Genomic DNA, 14,690 nt, shown 5'->3' with positions numbered 1-14,690 from the left:
AAATAGCAGGCGGCCCAGAGTGGCGAACCTTCCAGCGGTGAAGGACTGCCGGCAGGCGAGGCCGCGTAGTACAGCAGCGAAGTACAGCAACCGACGACACCGGGCGGAACCATGGCGGTCACCATCGGACCGTCGACCAGCGGGGCAAGCCACACCAGACCGCGTTGCCGATCTCTGGGGGTCAAGGGGTCGTCGGTTCGAATCCGGGCCGTCCCGATAGCCAGAGGGTTTCCGCAGGTCAGAGCCTGTAAAGGCCCTCTTTTCTTGATCGAGTCGGCCGAGGCGTTGGTGTGCTTGGTGCTCGTGGATCCCTTGACTCGGCGGATCCCTTGACCTTTGCGGGTCCGGAACCCAACGCTTCGACCATCGTCAGCGCTGGTCAGCCTCGCGATGCCTCAGTCTGCCCGTGACATGATTGCGCCCATGGGGAAGCAGCAGGACGACGGCGGGCCCGACGGCCACCGCGGGTCAGGTACCACCGCCCACCGTGCGAGCGGCGGCAGCGCCGACGCGCGGCTTGCCCTCGCGCAGGACCCCGCAACGCCACAGATGACCCTCTTCGACCTGGCGTCCGACCCGTCGGCCGTGGTCCGTAAGGCGGTCGCGGCCCGGACCGACGCACCCGCGCAGGCGCTGCGACCGCTGACCCGGGACCACGATCGTCAGGTCCGGGAGGCTGTGGCGAGAAACCCTTCGACCTCGGTCGGCAATCTCTTGCGTCTCGTCAAGGACCCCGACCGGTGGGTCCGCTGGGCGGTCGCCGGCAACCCGGCTTGCGACGAATCGGTTCGCCGGGTGATGTCAGAGGCGCCCGACAAGGAGCTTCGTGGTCTCCTCGCGGAAGTGCGGGAGTTGGAGCCAGAACTGGCTGCCAGGCTGATCGACGACGTCTCACCCGAGGTACGGGAACGACTCGCCACCCACACCCACGACCCCGACGTGATCACCGCCCTGATGGCCGATCGCACCGTACGCGTACGCAAGGGCGTCGCCCGCAACCCGCGAACCACCGCCGAGCAGCGCAGGGCGCTTGCCCAGGACCCCGTGGTCGACGTCCGTGCCGCGCTGGTCCGCGCGGTCCAGCTGGACGAGGCGGATCTGGAACGCCTGGTTCACGACCGTTCGGTGCAGGTCCGACTGGCAATGGCAACATCCGAGGTCATCCCGCCGCACATCCGGCGGGCCCTCGGCCGCGATCCCGACGACATGGTGGCCGGCGCGGCGCGGGATTTCCGCCCGGCGTCTGGCAACTCCCTGGTGATAAAGGCTCCACGGATCGGTCACCGGCGCTCCGGGAGCGGCCCTGGTCGACCGGGCGGCACCGCGCGCTAAGGCCGGCGACACGTCTGCCCCGGCCCATACAGGGCGGGCACGCGCGCCGGATCATCATTCTCGAGGACCAGATCGAGGATGCCCTGCCGCACGGACGCAGGCGCCCGCCCTCTCGTTTCTGGTCTCAGGGGTACGGAAGGGCGCTCGCTCGGTGGGGATCGGCGCCGGCCGTGGTGGAGCGGTTGTCGCCGTGGTCACCGTGCCAGTCGAGGACGAGCATGCAGGCGTCGTCGGGCAGGGCGGGTCCGGCGACGTCGAGGACGGCGTCGCCGAGTACGCGGACGACCTCCCTGGGGTGCAGGTCGGTGAGGCCCGGCAGCCGTGCGGGCAGGTCGAGGCGGGCGGCGCCGCGTTCCAGCATGCCGTCGGTGAGCAGGATGAGCCGATCGTCGGGGCGAAGCGGGACGTCGGTTGTGCGGTAGGTCCCGTGGCGCAGTACGCCGAACGGGGGATCGACCGGTAGCGCGAGGGGCTGGACGGTCCCGTCGCGCACCAGCAGAGGGGTGGGGTGGCCGGCGTTGACCATGGCCAGCACGCCGGTGCGCAGATCAAGCCGGCCGAGAAGTCCGGTGGCGAAGGTGAACCCCCCGGGCGGATTCTCGATCAGCGCCGAGTTTGCGGCCCGAGCCTGGTCGAGCAGCGTGTGACCGCGGCGGCGGGTGTGGCGCAGGCTGCCGACGCAGAGCGTTGCGGTCAGTGCGCTGTGCACGCCGTGGCCCACGGCGTCGGTGATGCTCAAGTGCAGCAGGTTGCGCGCGAGGCTGTAGTCGAAGGTGTCTCCGCCGATACTGGCCGCCGGCTCCAGCCACGCCGAGAGGGTGAACGAGCCGGCCTCGCAGGTGAATGAGGAGGGCAGGAGCCGGCGCTGGATCTCCGCGGCAAGGGTGAACGGAGTGGTTCGCTGGCCCCATTCGAAAAGGTCGGTGTGCCGCCGGGCGGCGATCACCACGAACGCCAGCGCGTGCGCGGCCCGGGAGATCTCGGCCAGGGCCTCGTCGTCCGGCTCGACCGGCAAGGAGATCTCCAACAGTCCGATCGCCTCGCCCCGTTGCGTGACGGGCGCCATCACGACGTGATCATCTCCGCTCGGACGGACCTGCACGCGTTGGGAGCGCAGCGCCTGCTCCTGTGGCCCGCCGTCGAAAGGCAGCACGGTGGCGACGTCTTCGTCCTGCTGGCGTCTGCCGGGCCGGTTCCCGAAGGGAACGTCGTGGGCCAGCCGAACGAGAGCCCGGCCGCTCATGTCCGCGACGAGGAACGACACCCACAGCGCCCCGAGGTCGACGCCGATGCCTCGGGTCACCGCCTCCACCGCGTCGACCGGGGCGGCGTCCTCGACGGCGCGCAGCACGTTGCCCAGGTCCACGCCGCTCCACCGTTTCTTGTTCACGCGCCAGAGCATAGGCCGAGGGAGCCGACAAGCCGTCCACACAGGTTTCGTCGGCTCCGGGCCGGCGTCCGGGCTCAGCTGAGCACTGCCGCGGCGACCGGGTGGGCCGGACGGTCACCCGCCCGCCGTGGGTGGCCTTCGACTGCCGCACTGGTCCACCGGGTTGCAACGCCAGATACCTGGGGACCGCCGGGGATCCACGTGGTGCCCCGGAGCGGACGACGCCGGCGGCGGTCCGCCCAGGCATACCGGCTGGAGTTGGTGCCGGTAGGCGTTCTCGGTCGATGGCCGACCAACACGGCGAGTGAGCACGCGCCGAGCCGCGTTGCCGCCGCTGACGGGACAGCGTCGTGGTACCTGCTCGGCACCGAGGACCGGGCCATCCCGCCGGCGGGGCAACGTTTCATGGCCGAGCGGGCGAAGGCGAGGATCGAGGAGGTGGCGGCCTCCCACGCCTCCATGGTCTCGCAGCCCGAGGCCGTGACGCGGTTGATCCTGAGCGCGGTGGAGGCGACCAGTCGCTAGCCGTCCACCCGGCGCTGGTGATCATGCCGATGCCTGGCCGGTCGCCGGTTCGATCCGCTCGACCCACTGTGCCCGCCAGGCCGGCGGCTCCCAGGGCTCCCCGAAGTAGATCCGCTCGCGGACGACCTTGCCGTCGCGGAACTCCATGATCCCGACGGCCATCATCGGCCGGTCGTCGTACCGGATGGTGTACTCGTTGACCCACAGATCCCCGCAGCCGACGGTCCGGTGCAGCTGGAACTCCTGCCGGGCGGGGTAGCTGGACCTGAGGGCGGTGATGTTGGCCTTGCCGCGGACGCGCTCGCCGCCCTGCGGCCACTCCAGCACCGCGTCGTCGGCGTAGATCTCGGAAGCGCGGGCGATGGCGTCGCCCGGCCCGCCGCCGGGTGCGCTGACGTTGGAGGCTTCGAAGTGGGCTTTGATCATCGCCCGCGCGACGGTCTCGTCCATGGCTCAACCTTCCGTCCGACCGGACGTCTGCGTGTTGGCCTGCGCATCTGGAAGCTACCACCGGCCGGGAGCCACCCGGTGCCGTACCTGGCGGATCGAGGCTTCGTCGTGCAGCACGGCAGTCATCGACGAGCGGCAGCGCGGCGTGCGAGGGAAGGTCAGCGCACCGCCGTACGCTACCGACGAGCGGCCCCGCCCGACTGCCCGCACGGCGCCGGGTGGGGTGGTGGCTGTCAGGGCCAGGTCCGGGCCTGGGCGTCGAAGACCTCCGGCGGGCTCTCCACCGGCAGGACGCAGACCAGGTGTCCGCCCGGCACCCGCAGGATGCGACAGTCCAGCCACCGGGCCACCTCGGTGGCGCCGAGGGCGAGCAGCCGTGCCGTCTCGGCCTCGACGTCGTCGGTCTCGAAGTCGAGGTGGAAGCGGGGCGCGTCGTCGACGGCCTGCACGGCGGTGACCAGCCCGTGCAGGGCGCCGTGCAGGCCGACGAACTGCGGGTGCTCCGGGTCCGCCTCGGCGGGGACGCCGAGGGCGGCCGACCAGAAGGCCGCCGCCCGGGCGGCCTCCGCGTGCGGGGCGTCGATCAGGACGGCGTAGACGCGGCTGCGATGCATGCCGCGCAAGGTAGTGCCTGTCGCCGGTCCGCGCTGCCCCAGGCGGAGCCGGGGGCGGTCGGGGGAGTGGCCCGGTGGGTGGACCACTCCCGTGGCGGCCTCGCCTAGGCCGCGGCGGCGGCCGGGACCCAGAGTTCGTCGACGGCGCGCTCGGCCGCCGCGAGGCTCTCCTGGGCCAGCGGCACCAGGCCGGCCATGGCCGGGTTCACGCCGGCGAGGGTCAGCTCCGCCGTGATGAAGCGCGGCTGGAGGCCGGTCATCGCCAGGCCGTGCGGCAGCCACGGCTCCGCGTGGTCCCAGCCCTCGCGTGGCGTGCCGGGGGCGTACCCGCCACCGCGCGTGGCCAGCACGATGAACTCGCGGTCGCCCAGCAGGCCGGCCTGGGTCTCCGGGTCGTAGGCCAGGCCGGGCGCGATCAGGTGGTCGACCCACGCCTTGACGCTGCTGGGAGCGGCGAAGTTGTACAGCGGCAGCCCCAGCAGGACCGTGTCGGCCCGCAGCACCTCGTTGACGAGTTGCTCGGTCAGCGCCCAGGACTCCCGCTGGGCCGGGCTGTGCTGCTCCGGCGGTGTCATCCGCGCCAGGCCGCCGGCCTGGTCCAGATGCGGCAGGGGCTCGGCGCCCAGGTCCCGGTAGTGGACCGTGCCGCCGGGGTGCGCGGCGCGCCAGGCCCTCGCCGCACGGTCGGTGAGCCGGCGGCTCACCGACCGGTCCCCCTGGATGCTGGAGTCGATGTGCAACAGGTGTGCCATTGGTTTGCCCTTCACGATTCATTGGTGCCGTACCAATCATTTGTAGCACGTGGGTCGTGGGCGGCGGCGGTAGGCTTGGTCACATGCCTGCCGTACCGGTCGACCAGCCCGAGCACCGCTCGGCGCCCCTGCTCGACCACCTCGCGCGGCGGATGCGGCTGCGTGCCGAGACGGTGCTGGCGCCGCTGGGGCTGCGGCCCCGGCACCTGGTCGCGCTCACGGTGCTGCGGGCGCAGGGCGGCAGCAGCCAGCAGGCCCTCGCCGGCACGCTGGAGATGGACGGCACGAACATCGTCGGGCTGCTCAATGAGCTGGAGGCGGAGCGTCTGATCGAACGGCGCCGTTCTCCCGAGGACCGCCGCCGGCACGTCGTCGAGCTCACCCCCGCCGGCGAGAAGCGCCTCGGGGAGGCTGAGTGCGCCCTCGCGGCGGTGGAGGACGAGGTGCTCGGCGCGCTGGACGCGCGGCAGCGCGAGACCCTCTACGAGCTGCTGGAGCGGGCGGTCGGTGGCGGTCCGGCGTCCTGCGCCGGGGCGGCGGAGGGTCCGTCTTGCTCGGCCGCGGGCGAGCCGGCCTGCTGACCGGTCGGGAGATCGCCGTACCGATTGACTTTCGATAGATTACGAGCGATAGTCGATGCATGTTCACTGAGCATCGAGCGGTGGCCCCGCTCAGAGTCTTCCTCGTGCTGCTGTTCGGGATCCTGGTCATGTTCCAGACCTTCTCCCTGCCCGGACAGTTCGCGCACATGGCCCAGGAGTCCCCGGACCAGGCCTACCTCCGGTGGCCGCTGACTGCCGTCTCGGTGTTCTGGCTGCTGTGCATCCAGGTGGTGATCGTGTCCACCTGGAAGTTGCTCACCCTGGTCAAGAACGACCGCATCTTCAGTGACGCCGCCCTGGCGTGGGTGGACGCGATCGTCTGGGCGATCGTCGCCGGCTGGGTGGTGCTGCTGGGCGTATTCCTCTATGTCGGTTTCCGCGCCTCCGACCCCGGACTGCCGCTCCTGCTCTTCCTGATGTTGGTGGGCGTCGCCGTGCTGGGGCTCCTGATGGTGGTGATGCGGGCACTGCTGCGGCAGGCCACGACACTGCGCACCGACATGGAAGCGGTGATCTGATGCCCATCGTCGTCCGCATCGACGTCGAGCTGGCCAAACGCAAGATGAGCGTCGGTGAGTTCGCCGAACGCGTCGGGCTCACGCCGGCGAACGTGGCGGTGCTGAAGAACGGCCGTGCCAAAGCCGTCCGCTTCAGCACCCTGGAAGCCATGTGCCGGGTGCTCGACTGCCAGCCCGGTGACCTGCTCGAGTGGGTCGAGGACTGACCCGGCGCACCGCCTCCCAACCACCGAACACCTCGGCCACGTCGACCCGCTCACCGGCCGGATCCGCGGCGGATCCGGCCTCGGAAAGGAACCCCATGAAGTACGTCCTCGCCATCGTCGCCCTCCTGGCCGTCGCGATCGGCGTCGCCGGCATCGTGTACGGGGAGGCCGACGACTCCCCGGGCCTCCAGCTCCTGGGCGTCCTGCTCGTCCTCGGCGCCGTGGTGTTCGGCGTGCGGGCCGTCCGACGCGGCAGGTAGCAGTAAGCCGCGGTGGCGTCGTCCCCGCCCGGCGGCGTCAGGTCCGCGCCTCGGCGCGGAGCCGGTCGGCCAGCTCACGGACCGCGGCGGCGAAGCGTTCGTCGGATTCGCACGGCCAGTGCCCCTTCACCGCGGGCGGGACGCTGTCGCTCGGGGGCGCCACCACGTCCTCGGGGTCCCGCAGCCGCCGGTCGACCCGGTCGCTCGCGCCGGCCCGGGTCGGTGGGTCACCGGGCCGGTGTGCGGCGAACACCCAGCCGCCGATGGGGTCGGTCTCCCGCCACAGGTTCAGCCAGCGCCAGCCGACCCGCTCGCCCACCTCGTGCAGCACGTCCCTGCCCAGGTACGCGGGGAAGAGCCGGGCGTACAGGCGGTCGAGCGGGGACCCGTGGGTCAGCAGGGCGACCCGCCGGCGTACCTGCGGCGGCAGTTGCAGCACCGTGGCCGCCAGCAGCACCGAGCCGTGGCTGTGGCCGCTGAGCAGCACGCCGGTGTGCCGCTCCGCCAGGTAGCAGATCCGCTTCGCCAGCTCGGGTACGGCCCGTTCGGCGTAGCACGGCGGCGCGAAGGGGTGGGCGGCCCGGGGCCAGAACGTGCCCAGGTCCCACACCACGCCGACGTACCGGCGGAACTCCGCCGTCCGGTAGGCGAACAGTCCGCCCATCACCAGGGCGAGCACGAGCCCGAGGATGAGATAGCTGCCCACGGTCAGCCCGAAGTTCACGAACCCGGACGGCACCCCGAGCACCCGTTCCGCCAGCGGGCTCGGCTGCACGTTGAACAGTCCGAGCAGGCTCGTGGCCAGGCCGACCGCGGCGAGGCAGGCGTACCCGACGGCCAGCGGGCCGAGCCACTCGGTGAACCGCGCCCGCGCGATCGTCTTCTCCACGCGTCGCATCCGGTCGGCGGCCTCCGGCGGGGCTGCCGGGAAGTCCCTGGCGACGATGGCCGCCGCCGCCCGTCGGCGACCTCGGAGGGAGAGCAGGGTCAGCCCGCCGGCGACCAGCACCGCCATGATCATGCTCAGGAAGAAGGTGAACAGCGCCCACTTGTAGGCCAGCGGCGGGGCCGCCATGTCCGTCGGGCTTCCGGTGATCGCCCGCCGGTTGAGGAAGTACGCCGTCCGGTAGACCAACTCGGCGGAGAACGCGCTCGACAGGCCGACCGCGAAGGCCGCGATCACCGGCGCGCCGAGGCCGTGCAGCAGCGCCCGGCTGCCGTCCCGGCGGCCGCGCCAGGGGGCCAGCACGGCGAGGGCCGCCAGCAGTGCCATCTGCGCGAGGAAGGCCCAACCGACGATCCGGTCGTACCCGGGTAGCCCGGCCGAGACCGGCCACGGGGTCCGGTCCAGTGCGACGACCCCGAGGGTCGCCACGGTCAGACCGCAGGCCACCGTGCGCAGCGCCACGGTCAACCGGTCGGTGGTGTGCGCCGTCCCCGGCCGTTCCAGCAGCTCGGGCGCGCAGAGCAGCGCCGCGCCGGCCGCCAGCACCAGCACGGCCAGGACGGCCAGGCCGACCGTCGCGACCGAGGGGTGGCCGGCACCGCGCGCGGTGAGCAGGGTCAGGTCGAGCACCGCGAGCGCGACGGCGATGTGGATCGCCCGCAGCCGGCCCACCATCGGCATGGCGTCCCACTGGCCGACGGCGCTGAGTCGGTCGCCCTCGGGGTCGCCGGTCGGCACCCGGAAGCCCTCGTAGGAGCGGCCGGGCCGGGCGCCCAGCAGCCAGACCAGCCCGACCGCGCCGATCGGCACCGCGGCCAGCACCGCCAGCCGCAGGCCGACCGGGTGCCCGCCGAGCCAGGACAGCCATGGGCGGCCCGTCAGGCAGCGGGACGAGCCCATGCACTTCCAGGCGATCAGGTCCAGGGCGACGCCGGCGGCGGACAGGGCGTACAGCACGGTGAGGCTGAGCGCGAGGAGCCGGCACAGCACCTTGACGCCCGTGCCGGGCCCCCGCCGTGCCGGGCGCATCCAGATCGCCACGTTGCTCAGCATGAACGGGAGCAGGAAGACCAGGGACAGTGTCCGGGCGGCGGTGCCGGAGGGCAGGTCGCTCCACCGGTACGCCTCCAGCACCACGCCTCCCGGCCCGGTGCTGTCCGGGTAGCCCGGCCTCGGCCGGAAGAAGCCACCGCTGCGGTCGCCGGCCACCTGGTGGGCGTGCGGCCGGTCGAGCACCTGATCGGCGCGGGCGCCCGAGACCCCGTGCACCCGCAGTTCGACGACATCGTCCGGCGCGTGCTGCTCCCCGGACGGCGGTGCGGTGTCCGTCATCGGCCTGCGACCCCCGGCGGCGCGGCCAGCAGTTCGGGACGGCTGCCGAGGGACGAGTCGCCCGGCAGCCGGCTGGCGGCGGTGACTACCCGCGCAGGCGGGCGCCAACCGGGAAGGTCACGCGGAGGGGGTGGACATCCCCGGCCGCGCATCGACCGGCCCGCCTCACCTGCCGCGTCCCGTCGTCCGCCGGACACCGGATCGGCTGCTGGTAATGTCGGCGACGAGTGATCGGGACAGGGAGACCAGACATGGCGGGTGACGACGACATCTCCGGGTGAGACCGGACATGTTCGGCCACCGGCAGGCGCGTGGGAAGCGCCCCGCCGCCGGTGAGCCGTGCCGTCGACCAACCCCTGTTGCCCGCCGGGCGGCTGTGGCACGCCCGCATCACACCCGAGGTCCTCCGCATGTCCGATGCGTACGTCATCTGCTCCAACCTCTCCTTCTCCTGGCCCGACGACACCCCCGTCTTCGAGGACCTGTCGTTCACCGTCGGCGGCGGGCGCACGGGTCTGGTCGCCCCCAACGGCGCCGGCAAGAGCACCCTGCTCAAGCTGATCGCCGGGGAGTGCCGGCCCACCGGCGGGTCGGTGACCGTCGAGGGGGTGCTCGGCTACCTCCCGCAGAGCCTGCCCCTGGCCGGCGACCTGACCGTCTCCGAGGTGCTGGGGGTCGCCCCCGTGCTCCGGGCGCTGCACGCCATCGAGGCCGGTGACGCCAGCGTGGAGCACTTCACCACGATCGGCAACGACTGGGACGTCGAGGAGCGCACCCAGGCCCAGCTGGACCGGCTGGGGCTCGCCGGCGTCGCGCTGACCCGCCGCCTGGACACCCTCAGCGGTGGTCAGGTCGTCTCACTCGGCCTCGCCGCGCAGCTGCTGAAGCGGCCCGACGTCCTGCTGCTCGACGAACCCACCAACAACCTCGACCTCGACGCCCGGCGCATGCTCTACCAGCTGCTCGACGACTGGCCCGGCTGCCTGCTGCTGGTCAGCCACGACCGGGCGCTGCTCGACCGGATGGACCGCATCCTCGAACTCGACCGGGGTGAGGTCCGCTCCTACGGCGGCAACTTCACCGCCTACCAGGAGGCCGTGCGGGCCGAGCAGGAGGTCGCCGAGCGCAACGTCCGCAACGCCGAGCAGGAGGTCAAGCGGGAGAAGCGGGAGATGCAGCAGGCCCGCGAGCGGGCCGAGCGCCGGGCCAGCAACGCCAGCCGCAACCTCAAGAGCGCCGGCCTGCCGAAGATCTTCGCCGGGACGATGAAGCGCGGCGCCCAGGAGTCGGCCGGCCGGGCCGGCGAGACGCACGCGGCCCGGGTCAGCCAGGCGCGGGCCCGGCTCGACGAGGCCGGCCGCGCCCTGCGCGACGAGCAGCGGATCGTGCTGGACCTGCCCGGCACCAACGTTCCCGCCGGGCGCACCGTCTTCCTCGGCGAGCGGATGCAGGTCCGCTACGGCGGCCGGGCGCTCTTCGCCGCCGACGGTGCCGACCTGGTGATCCGGGGTCCCGAGCGGATCGCGCTGACCGGGCCCAACGGCGCCGGCAAGTCCACGCTGCTCCGCCTGGTCCACGGTGATCTGGAGTCCGACGGCGGCCGGGCGCGGCGGGCCGACGGGCGGATCGCGTACCTGTCGCAGCGGCTGGACCTGCTGGACCTCGATCGCACGGTGGCGGAGAACCTGGCCGCGTTCGCGCCCGGGACGCCGGAGGCGGAGCGGATGAACCTGCTCGCCCGCTTCCTGTTCCGGGGCTCCCGCATCCACCTGCCGGTCGGGGTGCTCTCCGGCGGGGAGCGGCTGCGCGCCACCCTGGTCTGCGTGCTGTGCGCCGAGCCGGCACCCCAACTGCTGCTGCTGGACGAGCCGACCAACAACCTCGACCTGGTCAGCGTCGCCCAGTTGGAGAGCGCGCTCGGCGCGTACCAGGGCGCGTTCGTGGTGGTCAGCCACGATCAGCGGTTCCTCGCCGAGATCGGGGTGAACCGCTGGCTGCGGCTCGCCGGGGGAGAGCTGCGGGAGACCGGCGCGCCCGAGCTCGACTGACACCCCCGGGATCACCAGGGGACGGGCCGGCCGTCGCGGAAGAAGCCGCCGGTCGGGCCGTCGTCGGGCAGGTCGACGGCCCACAGCACGCTCGCCGCGCCCTCGGCGACCGGGCGGCCGCCCCGGCCGCCCATGTCGGTGGCGACCCAGCCCGGGCAGACGGAGTTGACCAAAATTCCGTCGGGTGCGAGCTGCGCGGCGAAGAGCCGGGTGACCGCGTTCAGCGCGGCCTTCGAGATGGCGTACGCGGGGGTGCCGGCGCCCATGCTGCTCAGCGAGCCGGCGCCGCTGGACACGTTGACGATCCGGCGGCCGGGCCCCTGGCGGCGCAGCAACGGCAGGACGGCCTGGGACACCTTCAGCGCTCCGAGCGCGTTGACCTCGAAGGCCTCCCGGACCACGCCGACGTCGGCGCCGGCCGGGTCCTGGTCGGTGTCGTAGTGGATGCCGGCGTTGTTGACCAGGACGTCCACCCGACCCGGTGCGTCGGCCAGGCCGGCGGCGAACGCGCGGACGCTGTCGTCGTCGCCGACATCGAGTCGGCGTACCAGGACCCGGCCCGGGGCGGGGGTGAGGGTGGCCGCGGCCGCCTCCCCCCGCCCGGTGTCGCGGCAGGCGAGCACGGTGACGAAGCCGCGGTCCAGCAGTTGCTGCACCACGGCCAGCCCGATACCCCGGTTGGCGCCGGTCACCACGGCGGTGCGCTCGTCGGTCACACCGGCAGTTTCCCCCGCTGCGCCGCCGTACGCACCGCCCGGCGGTGGAACCGGGACGCGCGTACGGCGGCGGGCGGGTCAGCCGGTGCCCTGCCGGTGTATCCGCCCTTCGTGCGCGACCTTGGACCGGCCGTGGTCGCGTTCACTGCCGGAGGGGCCGGTCGCGGTCCGCTCGTGCCGGCGCTTGGGCGAGCGTTCGACCTCTGAGCCCTGCCGCCCCGGCGCGCCGCTGCCCGGGTGCCGGTGGGCCCGAGCCGATTGGCCACCGCTGTCGTGTTTGTTGTGCTTCTGGCTACCCATGGGCAGCGCGTACCCGCCGAGCGGGCGGCTAGTCGCCCCCTCACCGTCGGTCGGGGCCGCCCGCTCGTGCCCGGTGGTCCGTGCGGCGTGGCACCCGGAAAAGTGGTTGAAGCGCGCCCGCCCGGCCGGCCTACCCTCGGCGGCGTGACCACCCGCCCCGGCCGCGAGCCCGTCGACTCTTACCTGGTCTGCGCCACGCCCCGCACCGGCAGTTCGCTGCTGCTCGGGCTGCTCGCCTCCACCGGGGTCGCCGGCCGCCCGCAGGCGTACTTCCGGGTGCCGGACGAGCCGCTGTGGGCCGAGCGCTGGGGGATCGCCCGGCGCCCGGACGGGAGCGTCGACTACCGGGAGTACCTGGCGGCGGCGCTGGCGGCCGGGCGTACCGACAACAGCGTCTTCGGGGCGAAGCTGATGTGGGGGACGCTGGACGAGCTGGTCGACCGGCTGGCCACGGTGTACCCGGACCTCGCCGGAGCGGACCTGGCGCTGCTGGAACGCGCCTTCGGGCGTACCCGCTTCGTGTATCTGCGGCGCGACGACGTCGTCGCGCAGGCGGTGTCCTGGCTGCGCGCCGAACAGGCCGGCACCTGGTACCTCGGTGGCGACGGTGAGATCAGCGGCGGCGACGGCGGTGGGGGCGCGCCGACCTTCGACGCGGACGCGATCGGTCGGCTGGTCGAGGTGATCGGCCGGCACGACGCGGCGTGGCGGGCGTGGTTCGCCGCGTCCGGCGTCCGGCCGTTGGTGGTGTCCTACGAGGACCTCGACGCGGACCTGGTCGGCGTCACCCACGCCGTCCTCGACTTCCTCGGGCTCACCCTGCCCGCCGGGGCCGCCGTCGTACCCCGGCACCGGCGGCAGTCCGACCAGCTCAACGGGGAGTGGATCCGCCGCTACCGGGCGGTCTCGACGGGTGCCGACACCCGCGTGGTTCGGCCGAGGTAGGTGACCGGGCCGGGGTCGGGCACCGGGATCTCGTGGAAGCCCAGCCGGTCGTAGAAGCCGCGCGCCCGCACGTTGGCGGTGACCATGCCGACGTGCAGTCCGGGCGCCCCGGCGCGGGCCGCGGCGCGTAGGAACGTCTCGACGAGTCGCCGGCCGTGACCCCGGCCCTGGTGCCCGGGCAGCAGGTCGATGTGCAGGTGGGCGGGGTAGCCGGCGAGTTCCGGCAGCAGCATCCGCTCCGGCCGGTGGTGCAGCGCGATCATCTCGTCGTCCGGGGTGGCCGGCGGGCGGGTCGGCACCGGGTACCGGTCGGCCAGCCGGGGTATCCACTCCCGCCGGTAGGCCCGCACGAAGGCGGGCGTGTCCGCCGTGCCGATCACGTAGCCGACCACGACGTCCCGGTCCGTGAGCACGAACGCCAGTTCCGGCTCCAGGTGCAGGTACGGCCCGGCGAAGAGGTCGGGCATCAGGTCGTCGCTGGCGTACCGACCGCGGGCGTCACCGCCGGCGTCGGCGGTGCGGACACAGATGTCGTAGACCGCGTCGTGGTCGCGGTCCCGGTATTGGCGGATGGCGGTGGCGGTGCGGTCCATGTCGGGACGGTACGGGGTGGAACCGCTTGCACCGCAAGCCGTTCAGGCGCTCCGCCGCCGGACCAGGGTCGACGGGTGCACCACCGGCCGGTCGGCGGCGGTGTCCCCGGTGAGCAGTGCGCGCACCGCCCCGGCGGCGATCCGTTCGACCGGATGGGTGCTAGTGGTCAGGGCGGGCAGGGCCGAGGCGGCTGCCGGAGCGTCGTCGAAGCCGATCACCGCGACGTCGTCGGGCACCCGTACCCCGTCCTCGGCCAGGGCGCGCAGCGCTCCGATCGCCACGGCGTCGGTGATGGCGACGACGGCGTCGGTGTCCGGCCAGCGGCGCATCAGCCGACGTAGGCCGGCGTGGCCGGTGCTGTCGGTGAGGCCGCCGGAGGTGGTGCGGCCGGGCAGCCCGTGCGCCCGCATCCCGTCCCGGTACGCGGCCACCGGTCGGCGCAGGCTCGCCGCCCAGGCGGGGCCGGTCAGCATGGCGATGCGCCGACGGCCGGTGGCGGTCAGGTGCCCGATGGCGGCCGCCATCGCCGACCCGGTGTCCACGTCGTACGCCGGGACCCGGCCGAAGCCGGGGCCGATCGCGACGACCTGGCCGCGCAGCGCGGCGGGCAGCGCCTCGACCAGTTCGGCGCGGTGGTTGACCAGGACCAGCCCGCGTACGCTCCGGTCCCGCGCCAGCTCGTCGAGGGCGGCGCGGTCGCCGGGGCGCAGCCGGCGCACCGAGACGCCCACGGCGTACGGGTCGGCCGCCCGGGCCGCCGCGGTGACCAGGCGGGCGACGTACTGGTCGGTGAGCAACCAGGGCGACGGCGCGACGACGCCGACCACCACGCGGTGGCCCTCGCCCCGGGCCAGCGACACCGCCACCGGGTGCGGCGCGTACGCCAGCGCCGCCGCGGCCCGGAGCACGTCGGCCCGGGCGGCGGCGGAGACCGGGCCACGGCCGCTGAGCGCGCGGGACGCGGTGGCGGTGGAGACGCCGGCGGCGTGCGCCACGTCGGCCAGGGTGGGGGTACGACGCACGCTTTCGCTCGCCTGACTCACCCCGGCGATTCTGCCGCCCCGGCATGGGCGGGTGCGACCGGGCGGTGGCGGCTCGGACAACCGGGGAGTCGAGGGTGGACTCGGCAGCCTCCGCGACGGTGCCGGGGGAGGCCGGCA

General features: G+C 73.5%; 15 protein-coding genes. 7 read left to right on the top strand and 8 right to left on the bottom strand.

The window, feature by feature from the left end; all coding sequences use genetic code 11:
• Nucleotides 1-423 precede the first annotated feature (423 nt).
• The gene (locus FHX75_RS08555) at nt 424-1,332 is read left to right on the top strand and encodes a hypothetical protein (protein WP_170285316.1); all 909 of its coding nucleotides are present in this window, start codon (nt 424-426) and stop codon (nt 1,330-1,332) included.
• Between the two features lie 124 nt (nt 1,333-1,456).
• Here the strand turns inward: FHX75_RS08555 and FHX75_RS08550 are convergent, their stop codons facing one another.
• From FHX75_RS08550 to FHX75_RS08535, 4 genes are all read right to left on the bottom strand, one after another.
• On the bottom strand, nt 1,457-2,722 hold the full coding sequence (locus FHX75_RS08550) for a PP2C family protein-serine/threonine phosphatase (RefSeq protein ID WP_246157795.1): 1,266 nt from the start codon (nt 2,720-2,722) through the stop codon (nt 1,457-1,459).
• 546 nt (nt 2,723-3,268) lie between these two features.
• A complete protein-coding gene (locus FHX75_RS08545; protein WP_154937866.1) occupies nt 3,269-3,697 on the bottom strand; it encodes a nuclear transport factor 2 family protein in 429 nt (142 codons plus the stop codon).
• Nucleotides 3,698-3,930: 233 nt separating this feature from the next.
• Nucleotides 3,931-4,311, bottom strand: a complete 381-nt coding sequence (locus tag FHX75_RS08540; protein ID WP_154937864.1) for a VOC family protein — start codon at nt 4,309-4,311, stop codon at nt 3,931-3,933.
• 104 nt (nt 4,312-4,415) lie between these two features.
• Nucleotides 4,416-5,063 carry an FMN-dependent NADH-azoreductase gene (locus FHX75_RS08535; RefSeq protein WP_154938945.1) on the bottom strand — a complete coding sequence of 216 codons (648 nt, stop codon included), beginning with the start codon at nt 5,061-5,063 and terminating at the stop codon, nt 4,416-4,418.
• 83 nt (nt 5,064-5,146) lie between these two features.
• On the opposite strand from FHX75_RS08535, the gene FHX75_RS08530 reads away from it, so the two are divergent.
• The 4 genes from FHX75_RS08530 (at nt 5,147) to FHX75_RS30645 (ending at nt 6,649) form a co-directional block, all read left to right on the top strand.
• Complete coding sequence (locus tag FHX75_RS08530; RefSeq protein WP_154937862.1) at nt 5,147-5,644, top strand: MarR family winged helix-turn-helix transcriptional regulator; 498 nt, start codon at nt 5,147-5,149, stop codon at nt 5,642-5,644.
• An 80-nt stretch (nt 5,645-5,724) separates the two neighbouring features.
• Nucleotides 5,725-6,183, top strand: a complete 459-nt coding sequence (locus FHX75_RS08525) for a DUF2975 domain-containing protein (RefSeq protein WP_246157794.1) — start codon at nt 5,725-5,727, stop codon at nt 6,181-6,183.
• Nucleotides 6,183-6,389 carry a helix-turn-helix domain-containing protein gene (locus tag FHX75_RS08520; protein WP_088962527.1) on the top strand — a complete coding sequence of 69 codons (207 nt, stop codon included), beginning with the start codon at nt 6,183-6,185 and terminating at the stop codon, nt 6,387-6,389. Before FHX75_RS08525 ends, FHX75_RS08520 begins: the two co-directional genes overlap by 1 nt.
• A gap of 95 nt (nt 6,390-6,484) precedes the next feature.
• Nucleotides 6,485-6,649 carry a hypothetical protein gene (locus FHX75_RS30645; RefSeq protein ID WP_170285315.1) on the top strand — a complete coding sequence of 55 codons (165 nt, stop codon included), beginning with the start codon at nt 6,485-6,487 and terminating at the stop codon, nt 6,647-6,649.
• A 37-nt stretch (nt 6,650-6,686) separates the two neighbouring features.
• Here the strand turns inward: FHX75_RS30645 and FHX75_RS08515 are convergent, their stop codons facing one another.
• Complete coding sequence (locus FHX75_RS08515; RefSeq protein ID WP_154937859.1) at nt 6,687-8,927, bottom strand: hypothetical protein; 2,241 nt, start codon at nt 8,925-8,927, stop codon at nt 6,687-6,689.
• A 410-nt stretch (nt 8,928-9,337) separates the two neighbouring features.
• Here FHX75_RS08515 and abc-f point away from each other — a divergent pair, with 410 nt between their 5' ends.
• Entirely contained in the window at nt 9,338-10,975 is a 1,638-nt protein-coding gene (gene abc-f, locus FHX75_RS08510) for a ribosomal protection-like ABC-F family protein (RefSeq protein ID WP_154937857.1), read from the top strand.
• A gap of 11 nt (nt 10,976-10,986) precedes the next feature.
• On the opposite strand, the gene FHX75_RS08505 is transcribed toward abc-f, so the two are convergent.
• Nucleotides 10,987-11,691 (bottom strand): SDR family NAD(P)-dependent oxidoreductase, encoded by a 705-nt coding sequence (locus tag FHX75_RS08505; protein WP_154937855.1) that lies wholly within the window; start codon nt 11,689-11,691, stop codon nt 10,987-10,989.
• A 444-nt stretch (nt 11,692-12,135) separates the two neighbouring features.
• On the opposite strand from FHX75_RS08505, the gene FHX75_RS08500 reads away from it, so the two are divergent.
• Entirely contained in the window at nt 12,136-12,936 is an 801-nt protein-coding gene (locus FHX75_RS08500) for a Stf0 family sulfotransferase (protein ID WP_170285314.1), read from the top strand.
• Here FHX75_RS08500 and FHX75_RS08495 read toward each other — a convergent pair.
• Both FHX75_RS08495 and FHX75_RS08490 read right to left on the bottom strand, forming a co-directional pair.
• Nucleotides 12,885-13,529 (bottom strand): GNAT family N-acetyltransferase, encoded by a 645-nt coding sequence (locus FHX75_RS08495; protein ID WP_154937850.1) that lies wholly within the window; start codon nt 13,527-13,529, stop codon nt 12,885-12,887. The two genes, FHX75_RS08500 and FHX75_RS08495, sit on opposite strands and share 52 nt — an antisense overlap.
• Before the next feature lie 42 nt (nt 13,530-13,571).
• On the bottom strand, nt 13,572-14,573 hold the full coding sequence (locus FHX75_RS08490; RefSeq protein WP_246157793.1) for a LacI family DNA-binding transcriptional regulator: 1,002 nt from the start codon (nt 14,571-14,573) through the stop codon (nt 13,572-13,574).
• Between the last annotated feature and the right edge of the window lie 117 nt (nt 14,574-14,690).

This window comes from Micromonospora palomenae (genome assembly GCF_007829925.1).
In the GTDB taxonomy this organism is placed as follows: Bacteria; Actinomycetota; Actinomycetes; order Mycobacteriales; family Micromonosporaceae; genus Micromonospora; species Micromonospora purpureochromogenes.
This window is presented reverse-complemented; position numbering and strand designations above follow the sequence as displayed.